The following is a 13,476-nucleotide window of genomic DNA, read 5'->3' as shown; positions in this document are numbered from 1 at the left end:
CCGCCTCCTCAGGAGACCGTGCGCAGTTGAGGATCCACTGGCGCCCGTTCACGGGCCGCTGCGGTTTTGCGGAACCACAGGTAGCCGCCGAGCATCATCGCCGCGAAAATCAGCGCCAACAGCAGGTTATACCAGACCATCGCCACCAGGCAGAGCACCGCCATGCCGAGGGCAAAGGCCGGCGCCAGCGGGTAGAGCGGGGCGCGGAACGGACGGATCAGCTTCGGCTCGCTACGGCGCAGTTTGAACAGCGCCGCCATGGAAGTGATATACATAACAATAGCCCCAAATACCGACATGGTGACGATGCAGGCGGTCAGCGGCATGCCGCTGATGGTGATCAGCGAGTCGGAGAAGATCGCGGCGATCCCCACCACGCCCCCGGCGAGGATTGCCAGATGCGGGGTGCGCGTGCGGCGGTTGAGGGAGGCCAGCCCGGCGGGCAGATAGCCGGCGCGGGCGAGGGAGTAGATCTGCCGCGAGTAGCCCATAATGATGCCGTGGAAGGAGGCGACGAGGCCAAACAGCCCCAGCCACACCAGCATATGCAGCCAGCCGCTGCCGTTGCCCACCACCGTCTTCATCGCCTGGGGCAGCGGATCGTTAATATTGGACAGCGCGCGCCAGTCGCCGACGCCGCCGGCGAAGACCATCACGCCGATCGCCAGCACCGTCAGCGTCAGAATGCCGCCGCCCAGGGCGCGGGGAATGGTGCGCTGCGGATCTTTGGCCTCTTCGGCCGCCATGGAGGCCCCCTCAATGGCGAGGAAGAACCAGATGGCGAACGGAATGGCGGCGAACATCCCCGGCAGCGCCAGGCCGCTGAAGCTGTCCGCGCCCGCCCAGCCGTTAGTGGTGAAGTGGCTCCAGGAGAAGCCGGGGGCGACCACGCCCATGAACACCAGCAGCTCGAAGATGGCCAGCAGAGTGACGATCAGCTCGAAGGTGGCGGCGATGTCGACGCCGAGAATATTGAGCGTCATAAAGATCACGTAGGCGCCGCAGGCGACCCATTTCGGATCCAGCGCCGGAAACTGCACGTTGAGGTAGGCCCCGATGGCCATGGCGATGGCCGGCGGGGCGAAGACGAATTCAATCAGGGTGGCAAAACCAGCGATAAAGCCGCCGGTGGGCCCGAAGGCGCGGTAGGCGTAGGCGAAAGGGCCGCCAGCGTGCGGGATGGCGGTGGTCAGCTCGGTAAAGCTGAAAATAAAGGCGCAGTACATGGCGGCGACCGCCAGGGCGACGACCATAAACCCCATCGTGCCCGCCTGCGACCAGCCGTAGCTCCAGCCGAAGTACTCCCCGGATATCACCAGTCCGACGGCGATCCCCCATAAACGAAAACTGCCGAGCGTTCTTTTTAAGGTGGTGGTGTGCTCTGTCATACGTATTGCCTCGCCAGATAGAAAGGTGCTGAACGACAGGCTGCAAAGAGAGTGCCAGAACGTTGTCTGCCGCGATAAGGCGTCAGTCCGTGGCGCGCCCGCTGGCGCTGCGCAAAAATGGAGCAGGCTGCACGCTGTCGGCGCGCGCCCTGGTGCAGCGGCTTTGCTTTTTCAGCGGCGGCACGGTATAACACTTCTTCTTTTGGATGTTTAGATGTCTATACGTTTATACGCAGCATGACCCGGGCAAGCGGGCTGGCGTGAGAAAATAAAATGCAAAGCACAACACAACAACAAGGTGGGCAGCTGAAGCGCACCATGAAAACGCGCCATCTGATCATGCTGTCGCTCGGCGGCGTGATTGGCACCGGCTTATTCTTCAATACCGGCTATATCATCTCCACCACCGGCGCGGCCGGGACGCTGCTGGCGTATCTGATTGGCGCCCTGGTGGTCTGGCTGGTGATGCAGTGCCTTGGCGAACTGTCGGTGGCGATGCCAGAGACCGGCGCCTTCCACGTTTACGCGGCGCGCTATCTTGGCCCGGCGACGGGCTATACCGTGGCGTGGCTCTACTGGTTAACGTGGACGGTGGCGCTGGGGTCGAGCTTCACCGCGGCGGGATTCTGCATGCAGTACTGGTTCCCGCAGGTGCCGGTCTGGATCTGGTGCGTGGTGTTCTGCGCAGTGATCTTCGGCCTTAACATCATTTCGACGCGCTTCTTCGCCGAAGGCGAGTTCTGGTTCTCGCTGGTGAAAGTGATCACCATCGTCGCGTTTATTATTCTCGGCGGCGCGGCCATTTTCGGCATCATTCCGATGCAGGATGGCTCCCCGGCGCCGGGCCTGCGCAATATCACCGCCGAAGGCTGGTTCCCGCACGGCGGCCTGCCGATCCTGATGACCATGGTGGCGGTGAACTTCGCCTTCTCCGGGACGGAGCTTATCGGCATTGCCGCCGGAGAGACGGAAAACCCGCATAAGGTTATTCCGGTTGCCATCCGCACCACCATCGCCCGGCTGATTATTTTCTTTATCGGCACCGTGTTTGTGCTGGCGGCGCTGATCCCGATGCAGCAGGCGGGAGTGGAGAAAAGCCCCTTCGTGCTGGTGTTTGAGAAGGTGGGCATCCCTTATGCGGCGGACATGTTCAACTTCGTGATCCTGACGGCGATCCTGTCGGCGGCTAACTCCGGCCTGTACGCTTCGGGGCGGATGCTCTGGTCGCTATCGAACGAGAAGACGCTGCCGGCCTGCTTTGCCAAAGTCAATAAACGGGGCGTGCCGGTGACCGCCCTGTCGGTGAGTATGCTGGGCGGCGTGCTGGCGCTGTTCTCCAGCGTGGTGGCGCCAGATACGGTGTTTGTCGCGCTGTCGGCGATCTCCGGTTTTGCGGTGGTGGCGGTGTGGTTGAGCATCTGCGCCTCGCACTTTATGTTCCGCCGCCGCCATCTGCAGCAGGGTAAGGCGCTGAGCGATCTGCAGTATCGCGCTCCCTGGTATCCGGTGGTGCCCGTTCTGGGCTTTGTGCTGTGCCTGGTGGCCTGCGTGGGCCTCGCTTTTGACCCGAGCCAGAGAATTGCGCTGTGGTGCGGGATCCCCTTTGTGGCCCTGTGCTATGGTGCCTGGTATCTTACTCGTTCACGGAATATGACTCAGGAGCCCCAACATGTCGCAGACTAATCCGTTTACCGCCCTGCTTGCCGCCCAGCCTTTCGTGCTACTGGACGGCGCCATGGCCACCGAGCTGGAGGCCCGCGGCTGCGATCTGGCCGACAGCCTGTGGTCGGCGAAAGTGCTGCTGGAGAACCCGCAGCTGATCCGCGATGTGCATCTCGACTACTTTCGCGCCGGGGCGCAGGTGGCGATCACCGCCAGCTATCAGGCCACTCCGGCGGGCTTTGCCGCGCGCGGGCTGGATGAGGCGCAGTCCCGTGCGCTAATCGGCAAAAGCGTCGAGCTGGCGCGCAAAGCGCGCGAGGCGTACCTCGCCGAGAACCCGCAGGCCGGTACGCTGCTGGTGGCCGGTTCGGTGGGGCCGTATGGCGCGTTTCTCGCCGACGGCTCGGAGTATCGCGGCGATTATCAGCGCAGCGCGGCAGAGTTCCAGGCCTTCCACCGCCCGCGCGTCGAAGCGCTGCTGGATGCCGGCGCCGACCTGCTGGCCTGTGAAACCCTGCCGTCATTCGCTGAGATCCAGGCCCTGGCGGCCCTGCTGCAGGAGTATCCCCGCGCCCGCGCCTGGTACTCCTTCACGCTGCGCGACGCCGAACATCTCAGCGACGGTACGCCGCTGCGCGAGGTGATGGCCGCCCTGGCGGATAACCCGCAGGTGGTGGCGGTGGGGATCAACTGTATCGCGCTGGAAAATACGCCCGCGGCGCTGGCGCATCTGCACAGCCTGACGGCCCTGCCGCTGGTGGTCTATCCTAACTCCGGCGAACATTATGATGCGGTGAGCAAGACCTGGCACCATCATGGCGAAGCCTGCGCCAGCCTGGCGGATTATCTGCCGCAGTGGCTGGCGGCCGGGGCGAAGCTGATCGGCGGCTGCTGCCGCACCACGCCGAAGGACATCGCCGCGCTTAACGCGAAGCGCTAAATTTTTGCCGGGTGGCGCTGCGCTTACCCGGCCTACATATTGCGCGAACCGGATGCTGGGTAAGGCGTAGCCGCCGCCCGGCGCCAACCATCTGCCACTAACTCACCGCACAAAACCAACTATCCTTTCCCGCTTTTGTTCTAAAAACGATTCGCTATTAGCCAGAATTTTTAATTACTTCATCTCCATCCTGATGCCGGAAATACTGCACCTATAACAACTCAGGGGAAGCAGACATTATGGCATTCACATCGCGAATTACTCTTCTGGCGGCGCTGGCTGTTGCCGCCTTCCAGGCGCAGGCGGTCAACGTTACCGTGGCGTATCAAACCTCCGCTGAGCCGGCGAAAGTCGCCCAGGCGGACAACACCTTCGCCAAAACCAGCGGGGCGACCGTCGACTGGCGGAAATTTGACAGCGGCGCCAGCGTGGTACGCGCCCTGGCCTCCGGCGATGTGCAGATCGGTAATATTGGCTCCAGCCCGCTGGCGGTGGCCGCCAGCCAGCAGGTGCCGATTGAAGTGTTCCTGCTTGCCTCAAAGCTCGGCAACTCCGAAGCGCTGGTGGTGAAGAAAAGCATTACCAAACCGGAAGATCTGATCGGCAAGCGCATCGCCGTGCCGTTTATCTCCACCACCCACTACAGCCTGCTGTCGGCGCTCAAACACTGGGGCATCAAGCCGGGCCAGGTACAGATTATTAACCTGCAGCCGCCGGCGATTATCGCCGCCTGGCAGCGCGGGGATATCGATGGCGCTTACGTCTGGGCGCCAGCGGTTAACGAACTGGAAAAAGAGGGCAAGGTGCTGACCGATTCTTCTCAGGTTGGGGAGTGGGGCGCGCCGACCCTTGACGTCTGGGTGGTCCGTAAGGACTTCGCCGAGCAGCATCCGGAGATCGTCAAAGCGTTTGCTAAAAGCGCCATCGACGCCCAGCAGCCCTACATCGCCAACCCGGAGGCATGGCTAAAACAGCCGGACAACATCAGCAAGCTGGCGCGCCTGAGCGGCGTGCCGGAAGCCGATGTCCCCGGGCTGGTGAAGGGCAATACCTATCTCACCGCCGCTGAGCAGGCGCAGGCGCTGAACGGGCCGGTCAATCAGGCCATCGTCGATACCGCGCGCTTCCTGAAAGAGCAGGGCAAAGTGCCTGCGGCGGGAACCGATTATCGTCAGTACGTTACTGACCGCTTTGTGAAGTAAAGGAGGCGGCGATGCTGCAAATCTCGCATCTTTCCGCCGACTACGGCGGTAAACCGGCGCTGGCGGATATCAACCTGACGCTGGAGAGTGGGGAGTTGTTGGTGGTGCTGGGGCCTTCGGGCTGCGGTAAAACTACCCTGCTGAACCTGATTGCCGGATTCGTGCCCTATCAGCACGGCAGCATCACCCTCGAAGGTCAGCGGGTGACCGGGCCGGGCGCAGAGCGCGGGGTGGTCTTCCAGAATGAAGGTCTGCTGCCGTGGCGCAATGTGCAGGATAACGTGGCGCTAGGCCTCCAGCTGGCGGGCGTGGATAAAGCGCAGCGCCGGCAAGCGGCGGCGCAGATGCTGAAGAAGGTGGGGCTCGAAGGGGCGGAAAAGCGCTTTATCTGGCAACTGTCCGGCGGTCAACGCCAGCGGGTGGGCATCGCCCGGGCGCTGGCGGCGAATCCGCAGCTGTTGCTGCTGGACGAGCCCTTCGGCGCGCTTGACGCCTTTACCCGCGAGCAGATGCAGACGCTGCTGCTGAAACTGTGGCATGAGACCGGCAAACAGGTGCTGCTGATCACCCATGATATTGAAGAGGCCATCTTCATGGCGACCGAGCTGGTGCTGCTGTCGCCGGGGCCGGGACGGGTGGTGGAGAGGCTGCCGCTTGATTTCAGCCGTCGCTTTGTTGCGGGCGAATCCTGCCGCAGCATCAAATCCGACCCGCGCTTTATTGAACAGCGGGAATACATTCTGAGCCGGGTGTTTGACCAACGGGAGGCTTTCTCATGAGCGTGGTACTGAACGACAAACCGCGTCAGTCGACGCTGAAGTGGCGCTGGCCGCTCTCCCGTGAGCTCACCCTCAGCGTGGCGACCCTGGCGGTGCTGCTGGCCGTCTGGTGGGCGGTCGCGGCGCTGCAGCTGATTAGCCCGCTGTTTCTGCCGCCGCCGGGCCAGGTGCTGCAGAAGCTTATCACCATCGCCGGGCCGCAGGGCTTTATGGATGCGACGCTCTGGCAGCACCTGGCGGCGAGCCTGACGCGGATCGTTATCGCCCTGCTGGCGGCAGTGCTTATTGGCGTACCGGTGGGGATCGCCATGGGGCTCAACTCGACGGTGCGCGGGATCCTCGACCCGCTGATCGAACTCTATCGTCCGGTGCCGCCGCTGGCCTACCTACCGCTGATGGTGATCTGGTTTGGCATCGGTGAAACCTCGAAGATCCTGCTGATCTACCTGGCGATTTTCGCGCCGGTAGCCATGTCGGCGCTGGCAGGGGTAAAAAGCGCGCAGCAGGTGCGGATTCGCGCCGCTCGTTCGCTTGGCGCCAGCCGGGCGCAGGTGCTGTGGCTGGTGATCCTGCCCGGCGCGCTGCCGGAGATCCTCACTGGGCTGCGCATTGGTCTCGGGGTGGGCTGGTCAACGCTGGTGGCCGCTGAGCTGATCGCCGCCACCCGCGGATTAGGATTTATGGTGCAGTCTGCCGGCGAGTTTCTCGCCACCGATGTGGTGCTGGCGGGGATCGCGGTGATTGCCATTATCGCCTTTTTACTGGAACTGGGTCTGCGCGCGCTGCAACGGCGCCTGACGCCCTGGCATGGAGAAGTACAATGAGTGAACGTCTGAGCATTACCCCGCTGGGGCCGTATATTGGCGCGCAGGTGAGCGGGGCGGATTTAACCCGTCCGCTGAGCGACAACCAGTTTGAGCAGCTGTATCACGCGGTGCTGCGTCATCAGGTGGTATTCCTGCGCGAGCAAAATATCACCCCGGCGCAACAGCGCGACCTGGCGCTGCGGTTTGGCGACCTGCATATCCATCCGGTCTACCCTCACGCCCCTGGCGTGGAGGAGATTATCGTCCTCGATACCCACAACGATAATCCGCCGGATAATGACAACTGGCATACCGATGTCACCTTTATCGACACGCCGCCCGCCGGCGCCATTCTGGCGGCGAAAGAGCTGCCGACGACCGGCGGGGACACCCTGTGGACCAGCGGCATCGCCGCCTGGGAAGCGCTGTCAGAACCTTTCCGGCAGCTGCTGAGCGGCCTGCATGCCGAACACGATTTCCGCAAATCGTTCCAGGAGTATAAGTACAACAAGACCGAAGCCGAGCATCGGCGCTGGCAGGAAGCGGTGGCGAAGCATCCGCCGCTGCTGCACCCGGTGGTGCGTACCCACCCGGTGACCGGCAAGCAGGCGCTGTTCGTTAATGAAGGCTTTACCACGCGAATTGTCGAGGTGAGTGAGAAAGAGAGCGCAGCGCTGCTGAACTTCCTGTTTGCTCATGTCACTAAACCGGAGTTTCAGGTGCGCTGGCGCTGGCAGCCGAACGATGTCGCTATCTGGGATAACCGGGTGACGCAGCATTACGCCAACGCCGACTATCTGCCGCAGCGGCGGATCATGCACCGGGCGACGATCCTCGGCGATAAGCCGTATTACCGGGCGGGGTAAGGCTTGTAGCCGGTTAAGGTATCAGCCGCGAGCCGCGGAAAACATTGCCCGCTGCTTCCGGAGACGGCGCCTGATGCGCCTTTTCCGGGCTACCGAACCGTCGGAAACGGTGAACCATAGCCCGGCTAAGGCGCAACGCGCCGCAAGCCGGGAAAAAGCGTTTATGCCGATTTTTGCGCACCCAGATGCGCGCCAATATAGCGCTGGTAGCGATTGGCCTTCAGGTAGGTGAGATCCACCAGCACCAGACCATCCACGCAGTTGTTGAAATCCGGGTCGCTGCCGAAATCGATAAACTGCACGCCGCCCGGCTCGCACACTTCCGAGTACTGCTTATACAGCGGGGGGATCGCGCAGCCGAGGTTGCCGAGCAGGGACTTCAGCCGGGCCAGGTCGTCGTTGTAATCCTCCCCGCCAAACTGCGCCAGCACGTCGGGCAGCGACGCCGGATAAGGGCGACGCGACTCCGCCAGCGGATGCGTCGCCGGGAACCACAGCCGGTAGAATGCCACCAGCAGATCGCGGGCGGCGGGCGGCAATCCGCCAGAAATCGACACCGGACCAAACAGATAGCGATAGTGCGGATAGCGCGCCAGATAAGCGCCGATGCCGGACCACAGGTAGTCCAGCCCGCGACGCCCCCAGTAGCGCGGCTGGATAAAGCTGCGCCCCAGCTCAATGCCGTGCTGCAGGACATCGTCCATCCGCCCGTCGTAATGGAACAGACTGTAACTGTAGATCCCCTCCAGGCCGCGCTTTGCCAGCTGGATGGTCGTCGGCATAAAGCGGTAAGCGCCGACGATCTCGAGGTCTTCTTCATCCCACAGGATCAGATGTAGATAGTCGTCGTCATACCCGTCGATATCCCGCCGTTTGCCGCTGCCTTCCCCGACCGCGCGGAAGGCTATTTCCCGCAGACGTCCCAGCTCGCGCAGCAGCGGCGCGTCCTCCTGGCCGTTGCGCTGCCAGAGGTAAATCACTTTGCCATCGGCGGTGCGGCCCAGGCATTCGGCCTTGTGCAGTTCGCGTTTGAGCAGCGCCCGGTCTTCCGGACGGGCGATGGCGCTTTCGGTTTTAAACCGCCCCGGCAGCCCTTTGCGCAGCTGTTCAAGGTGCTGATAGCAGCGGCCGGTAAGCTCGCGAGCGCTGGACTGGGCATCGAACCAGTTCGACCAGGGGATCTGCTGGCCGATACGCACCGGCAGGCTGCTGTTGCGCCGGCGAAACATCTGCTGCATCAGCAGGAGCAGCGGCAGGTTGTCGGAGACCAGCGTACTGGCGTAAAACAGGGCGCTGTTGCGGGCGTCAATCCACGCCGGCAGCAGCGGGGCGCGATATTTTGCCGCCAGCTTAATAAAGCCGGAGTGCCATTTTTTATCGCGGATGCCGCGACGGGTGAGGCGGGAGACTTCCCCCGCCGGGAAGAAGATTAGCACCCCGCCGGCCTGCAGCTGCTGGTCCATCTGCTGCAGCGCCGCTTTAGCGGTGCGGCCATGAATATTATCTACCGGGATAAACAGCGAGCTCAGGGGCTCAAGGTGGGTGAGCATGCGGTTGGTGACCACTTTGACATCGCGGCGCACGCGGGATACCGCATACAGGAGCGCCAGGCCGTCGAGGGTGCCGGTGGGGTGGTTGGCGATAATGACCAGCGGGCCATATTCGGGGATTTGTTCGAGATCGTGCGCCGGGATGGCGCAGCGGATATTGAGGTATTCCAGCACCTGTTCGACCGTATCAAGCCCCTTCAGGTGGCGGTGACGGTCGGCAAATTGTTGAAACTCTTCCTCATAAAATAGCTTTTTTAACAGTTTCTTTTGCCAGGGGGCGGGCCTCGCCTGAGGCCACAGGTCATCGAGTACGTTGTCGAGACTAAACATAGTGGCTCCTCCTCCGTCCTGCCCAGACAGTAGAAGGTGGAGATGTCGTTCAGATTACAGTTGGGTGAAGTTTCGGTCGCAGCAAGCGAGGTTCCCCGGATAGCGGCGCAAGCGCCTTATCCGGGCTACGGTTGGCGCCGATTTGTAGCCCCGGTAAGCGTCAGCGCCACCGGGGAGAGGCTATCGGCGTTCACCGCAGCTAAGATCAAAGCTATCGCCAGCCCAATTTGGGGGATATAGCCCGCGCTGGACATCGCGATGAAAGGTTGAAAATGGCCAATCGATCACCCGGGTGACCCAGCCATGCTTAAGTGGATTGATATGGATGTAATCAACGTGTCGGCGGTAATCATCTTCATCGCGTATGGCATGCTCCCAGAAGCGCGGTTGCCAGAGGGGTTGTCGTTTTAACGTTCTGCTAAAACAGCCTTTGATATCTCTCCAGCGTGAAGAAAAATCGTCATCATTATGAGGTAGTGTCCAGATGCAATGCAGATGTTCAGGCAACACCACCCAGGCATCAATAATAAAGGGGCGATGTTGTTTAACAACGGCGACAGAGTAGCGCAATAATTCTATGTTTTCAGTTAGGTGCATGCTTCTACGGTCTTTAAGGTTAACAGTGAAGAACCAGGTTCCCCCCTTAATGTAATAACGTCGATAAGCCACCACAGGATCTCCTGGAATTCGGTATTTATGATGTGGTTTAACACGTTAGAAGGCGAAATCCGGTACGCCAAGGAGAAGGCGCAGAAGGTGGAAAGCGGCGCGCAAAGTTTTAGCTACAGATATTGGTTAGCGCCTGTCCCCGGATAGCGGCGCAAGCGCCTTATCCGGGCTACGGTGTGGTGGTCGCGATAAATACAGCGCACCGGAGATGAGGTTTGGTAGCCCCGGTAAGCGCAGCGCCACCGGGGAGGGGCGGGTTTAACGGAGGATCTTTTTCTCGGCCAGATCGAGGGCGAAATAGCTGAAGATCAGGTCGGCGCCTGCGCGTTTGATAGCGCCGAGGCTTTCCAGAACCACTTTCTCTTCATCGATAGCGCCCGCCTGGGCAGCAAATTTGATCATCGCGTACTCACCGCTGACCTGATAGGCGCCGAGCGGCAGATCGCTGCGTTCGCGGATATCGCGCAGAATATCCAGGTAGGCGCCAGCCGGTTTCACCATCAGGCAGTCGGCGCCCTGGGCTTCATCGAGCAGCGACTCGCGAATGGCCTCCCGGCGATTCATCGGGCTCATCTGATAGGTTTTCCGATCGCCCTTCAGCGCGGTACCGGCCGCTTCGCGGAACGGACCGTAGAAGGAAGAAGCGAACTTGGTCGAGTAGGACATGATCGCCGTATTGGTGAAGCCGGCGGCGTCCAGCGAGCGGCGAATCGCCTGCACCTGACCGTCCATCGCGGCGGAAGGAGCGATGAAATCCGCCCCCGCGGCGGCGGCGACAACGGCCTGTTTGCCGAGGTTTTCCAGGGTCGCGTCGTTATCCACCCCGTGGTCGCACAGCACGCCGCAGTGGCCGTGGGAGGTATATTCGCAGAAGCAGGTATCGGACATGACGATCATCTCCGGCACCGTGGACTTACAAATCCGCGACATACGCGCCACCAGACCATTTTCATTCCAGGTATCGCTGCCGGTGGCATCGGTGTGATGAGAAATACCAAAGGTCATCACCGAGCGGATCCCGGCGTTGGCGATGCGTTCGATCTCGCGCGCCAGATATTTTTCCGGAATGCGCATCACGCCGGGCATGGCCTCGATCGCTTTGTAATCATCAATTTCTTCTTCAACAAAGATCGGCAACACCAGGTCGTTCAAACTCAGTGTTGTCTCTTCAAACAGGGCGCGCAGCGCAGCGGATTGACGCAGGCGGCGGGGGCGAGTGATTAAATCTGTCATGGTTTGCCTGATTTTGTGAAATGAAAGACGATAGTGTAACTGAAATGGCAGCGGGATGTTTCGCCAAAACGATCGTTATGGCGCATCGGCGAAACCTTCCCCGGGCTTACTGGCTGGCCGTCTGCATGTTGGGCTGTGCGCCGCTCAGCTCGCTGACCAGGTCGTTGATGCCATCGCTCATATTGTTGAAGCGGGTTAACGGCGAGCGGGTTACCACCACAAAGGCGCCAACGTTAGCCTGCGGATTCATCGCCATATAGGTGATAAACCCGCCGCCGCCGCCGGTTTTCTGAATAATCCCCGGATGGCCGTTCTTCGGCTTCATATACACCCAGCCGAGGCCCAGCGCGTCGGCGCGGCCCGGCACGTCCATACCAATCACCCGGGTCAGCTGGTTACGCTGATAAATCAGCGTCTGCATCCGGTCGGCCTGCTGGCTGCGGGTATAGAAATCGGATGACAGGAACTGCTGCATCCAGCGCATCATATCCCCCGGCGTCGAGTAGACTCCGCCGCTGCCGATCGCCGCCAGGGTGTTGTTGCACGGGCTGGCGCCTTTTTCCGGGATCATCAGCCGCTGGCACTGATCCGGTGACGGGGTAAAGGTGGTGTCCTTCATCCCCAGCGGCCGGGTGATCTGCTCTTCAAACAGCTGCGGATACGGTTTGCCGGCGGCGGTGGAGAGCGCGTCCGCCAGTAAATCGAAGGCCAGGTTGGAGTAGGCCGCCTGCGAGCCCGGCGCGGTCTTCAGGGTCGCGGTAGAGAGCCAGTTCCAGCGCTGCTGGCGGGTCGGCCAGACAAACACCGGACGATGAGCGGCGCCGCCAGGCTGCTCGCGCGGCAGGGCGCTGGTATGGGTCGCGAGGTTAACCAGGGTGATTGGTTTTCCCTGCCAGTCAGGCACCCGGGCGCCCGGCGGGGCGTATTTGCTCAGCGGATCGTTGAGTTTCACCACCCCCTGGTCGAGCAGCTTCACCAGCATCTCGCTGGTCATCAGTTTGCTGAGGGAGGCGATACGGATCACCGAGTCGAGCTGCGGGTGCTGATTATTCCCCGGGCGGGTTTCGCCAAAGCTGCGAAAAACACGCTGATTGCCATCGATAACCACCAGCGCCATGCCGGTGGCGCCGCTGCCGTAGTAGATATGATTGGCGTAACGATCGACCACATCCGAGGCGAAAACCGGGTCAACGGTAGGCTGTGCGGCCTGCACCGAGGTCCACGACGCCGCGCACAGCGCAGCAAAAATGAGCAAACTACGTTTCAACGGAGATCATCCATTAAATAAATAAAAAAGAAGAGGGTATTTATACTACGAAGTGGCGCAGAACAAAGCGGGATTCACGACATTCCTGCAGGAAAAAGGTAACGGTGCGTAAAAAAGACTTTTTTACGCTTTCGGATACCGGCTTTTTTCGCCGGCGCGTATGATGACCGTTTGGCTGAAGGTTCGTGGGAGAGAACAATGACGGCTCAACGGGTAGTGATGGTCGTGGATATGCAAAACGGTGTGTTCGCCACGCCGCGTCTGGCGCGCGAGCGCTGCGTCGCGCAAATTAATCGTCTGGTGCGCGCGGCGGACAGGGTTATTTTCATTCAGCATGATGAAGCCGGCGGCCTCGAAGCCGGCAGCGAAGGCTTCGCCCTGCTTCCTGAGCTGGAGCAGCCGGCTGGCGCGCTGTATGTCACCAAAACCGCCTGCGATGCCTTCTATCACACCTCGCTGGCGCAGGTGCTGGACGAACACGACATTCAGCAGTTCGTCATCTGCGGCTGCGCCACCGACTACTGCCTCGATACCACCATTAAAAATGGCGCCAGCCGCGGGTACGGTATTGTTATCGCGGAAGATGCCCACACCACCGCCGACCGCCCCGCCGCGCAGGCCGCGACGCTTATCGCCCACTACAATGAGGTGTGGCGTACGCTGACCATTCCTGGCAATCCTTTACAGGTGAAACCCACAGAAACAATTCTGCACGCATGGCAGCAGAACTAAGCTGTTGATATCCGGTCTTATCATTCGTCTGTCCCGCGAGGGCTCATCCACG

General features: G+C 61.2%; 13 protein-coding genes. 8 read left to right on the top strand and 5 right to left on the bottom strand.

Going from position 1 to position 13,476, the window contains the following annotated elements; translation table 11 throughout:
* Nucleotides 1-8 precede the first annotated feature (8 nt).
* Nucleotides 9-1,388: an ethanolamine permease gene (gene eat / locus KB890_RS08950; RefSeq protein ID WP_020325200.1), complete on the bottom strand. Its 1,380-nt coding sequence runs from the start codon at nucleotides 1,386-1,388 to the stop codon at nucleotides 9-11.
* A 62-nt stretch (nucleotides 1,389-1,450) separates the two neighbouring features.
* On the opposite strand from eat, the gene KB890_RS08945 reads away from it, so the two are divergent.
* The 7 genes from KB890_RS08945 to tauD all read left to right on the top strand — a co-directional run bounded on the left by KB890_RS08945 (nucleotide 1,451) and on the right by tauD (nucleotide 7,643).
* Complete coding sequence (locus KB890_RS08945) at nucleotides 1,451-1,579, top strand: hypothetical protein (protein ID WP_012737473.1); 129 nt, start codon at nucleotides 1,451-1,453, stop codon at nucleotides 1,577-1,579.
* Between the two features lie 82 nt (nucleotides 1,580-1,661).
* The gene (gene mmuP / locus KB890_RS08940; RefSeq protein WP_002890161.1) at nucleotides 1,662-3,071 is read left to right on the top strand and encodes an S-methylmethionine permease; all 1,410 of its coding nucleotides are present in this window, start codon (nucleotides 1,662-1,664) and stop codon (nucleotides 3,069-3,071) included.
* On the top strand, nucleotides 3,058-3,990 hold the full coding sequence (gene mmuM, locus KB890_RS08935; RefSeq protein ID WP_004144601.1) for a homocysteine S-methyltransferase: 933 nt from the start codon (nucleotides 3,058-3,060) through the stop codon (nucleotides 3,988-3,990). Before mmuP ends, mmuM begins: the two co-directional genes overlap by 14 nt.
* 239 nt (nucleotides 3,991-4,229) lie before the next feature.
* On the top strand, nucleotides 4,230-5,192 hold the full coding sequence (gene tauA / locus KB890_RS08930) for a taurine ABC transporter substrate-binding protein (RefSeq protein ID WP_002890192.1): 963 nt from the start codon (nucleotides 4,230-4,232) through the stop codon (nucleotides 5,190-5,192).
* Between the two features lie 11 nt (nucleotides 5,193-5,203).
* Nucleotides 5,204-5,971 carry a taurine ABC transporter ATP-binding subunit gene (gene tauB / locus KB890_RS08925; protein ID WP_004178719.1) on the top strand — a complete coding sequence of 256 codons (768 nt, stop codon included), beginning with the start codon at nucleotides 5,204-5,206 and terminating at the stop codon, nucleotides 5,969-5,971.
* Nucleotides 5,968-6,795, top strand: coding sequence for a taurine ABC transporter permease TauC (tauC, locus tag KB890_RS08920; RefSeq protein ID WP_002890196.1), 828 nt, complete (start codon nucleotides 5,968-5,970; stop codon nucleotides 6,793-6,795). Before tauB ends, tauC begins: the two co-directional genes overlap by 4 nt.
* The gene (tauD, locus tag KB890_RS08915; RefSeq protein WP_004147277.1) at nucleotides 6,792-7,643 is read left to right on the top strand and encodes a taurine dioxygenase; all 852 of its coding nucleotides are present in this window, start codon (nucleotides 6,792-6,794) and stop codon (nucleotides 7,641-7,643) included. The genes tauC and tauD overlap by 4 nt, the downstream gene beginning before the upstream one ends.
* Before the next feature lie 161 nt (nucleotides 7,644-7,804).
* Here tauD and KB890_RS08910 read toward each other — a convergent pair whose 3' ends face one another.
* From KB890_RS08910 to ampH, 4 genes are all read right to left on the bottom strand, one after another.
* Entirely contained in the window at nucleotides 7,805-9,523 is a 1,719-nt protein-coding gene (locus tag KB890_RS08910; protein ID WP_004178720.1) for a bifunctional ornithine lipid synthase OlsF, read from the bottom strand.
* A 180-nt stretch (nucleotides 9,524-9,703) separates the two neighbouring features.
* A complete protein-coding gene (locus KB890_RS08905; RefSeq protein ID WP_004178721.1) occupies nucleotides 9,704-10,195 on the bottom strand; it encodes an REP-associated tyrosine transposase in 492 nt (163 codons plus the stop codon).
* 255 nt (nucleotides 10,196-10,450) lie between these two features.
* Complete coding sequence (hemB, locus tag KB890_RS08900) at nucleotides 10,451-11,425, bottom strand: porphobilinogen synthase (protein WP_002890201.1); 975 nt, start codon at nucleotides 11,423-11,425, stop codon at nucleotides 10,451-10,453.
* A 106-nt stretch (nucleotides 11,426-11,531) separates the two neighbouring features.
* Nucleotides 11,532-12,692, bottom strand: a complete 1,161-nt coding sequence (ampH, locus tag KB890_RS08895; RefSeq protein ID WP_004178722.1) for a D-alanyl-D-alanine-carboxypeptidase/endopeptidase AmpH — start codon at nucleotides 12,690-12,692, stop codon at nucleotides 11,532-11,534.
* Between the two features lie 219 nt (nucleotides 12,693-12,911).
* Between ampH and KB890_RS08890 the strand changes: the two genes are divergently transcribed.
* Nucleotides 12,912-13,424 (top strand): isochorismatase family protein, encoded by a 513-nt coding sequence (locus KB890_RS08890; RefSeq protein WP_072145332.1) that lies wholly within the window; start codon nucleotides 12,912-12,914, stop codon nucleotides 13,422-13,424.
* Nucleotides 13,425-13,476: the final 52 nt, after the last annotated feature.

The sequence above is a fragment of the Klebsiella sp. P1954 genome, assembly GCF_018199955.1.
GTDB lineage: Bacteria > Pseudomonadota > Gammaproteobacteria > Enterobacterales > Enterobacteriaceae > Klebsiella > Klebsiella pneumoniae.
This window is presented reverse-complemented; position numbering and strand designations above follow the sequence as displayed.

Bases quoted from the DNA above. Each gene is read 5' to 3' on its own strand.
- eat (WP_020325200.1), bottom strand. From the start codon at position 1,388: ATGACAGAGCACACCACCACCTTAAAAAGAACGCTCGGCAGTTTTCGT.
- tauB (WP_004178719.1), top strand. From the start codon at position 5,204: ATGCTGCAAATCTCGCATCTTTCCGCCGACTACGGCGGTAAACCGGCG.
- mmuP (WP_002890161.1), top strand. From the start codon at position 1,662: ATGCAAAGCACAACACAACAACAAGGTGGGCAGCTGAAGCGCACCATG.
- tauA (WP_002890192.1), top strand. From the start codon at position 4,230: ATGGCATTCACATCGCGAATTACTCTTCTGGCGGCGCTGGCTGTTGCC.
- KB890_RS08890 (WP_072145332.1), top strand. From the start codon at position 12,912: ATGGTCGTGGATATGCAAAACGGTGTGTTCGCCACGCCGCGTCTGGCG.
- tauC (WP_002890196.1), top strand. From the start codon at position 5,968: ATGAGCGTGGTACTGAACGACAAACCGCGTCAGTCGACGCTGAAGTGG.
- mmuM (WP_004144601.1), top strand. From the start codon at position 3,058: ATGTCGCAGACTAATCCGTTTACCGCCCTGCTTGCCGCCCAGCCTTTC.
- tauD (WP_004147277.1), top strand. From the start codon at position 6,792: ATGAGTGAACGTCTGAGCATTACCCCGCTGGGGCCGTATATTGGCGCG.
- KB890_RS08910 (WP_004178720.1), bottom strand. From the start codon at position 9,523: ATGTTTAGTCTCGACAACGTACTCGATGACCTGTGGCCTCAGGCGAGG.
- hemB (WP_002890201.1), bottom strand. From the start codon at position 11,425: ATGACAGATTTAATCACTCGCCCCCGCCGCCTGCGTCAATCCGCTGCG.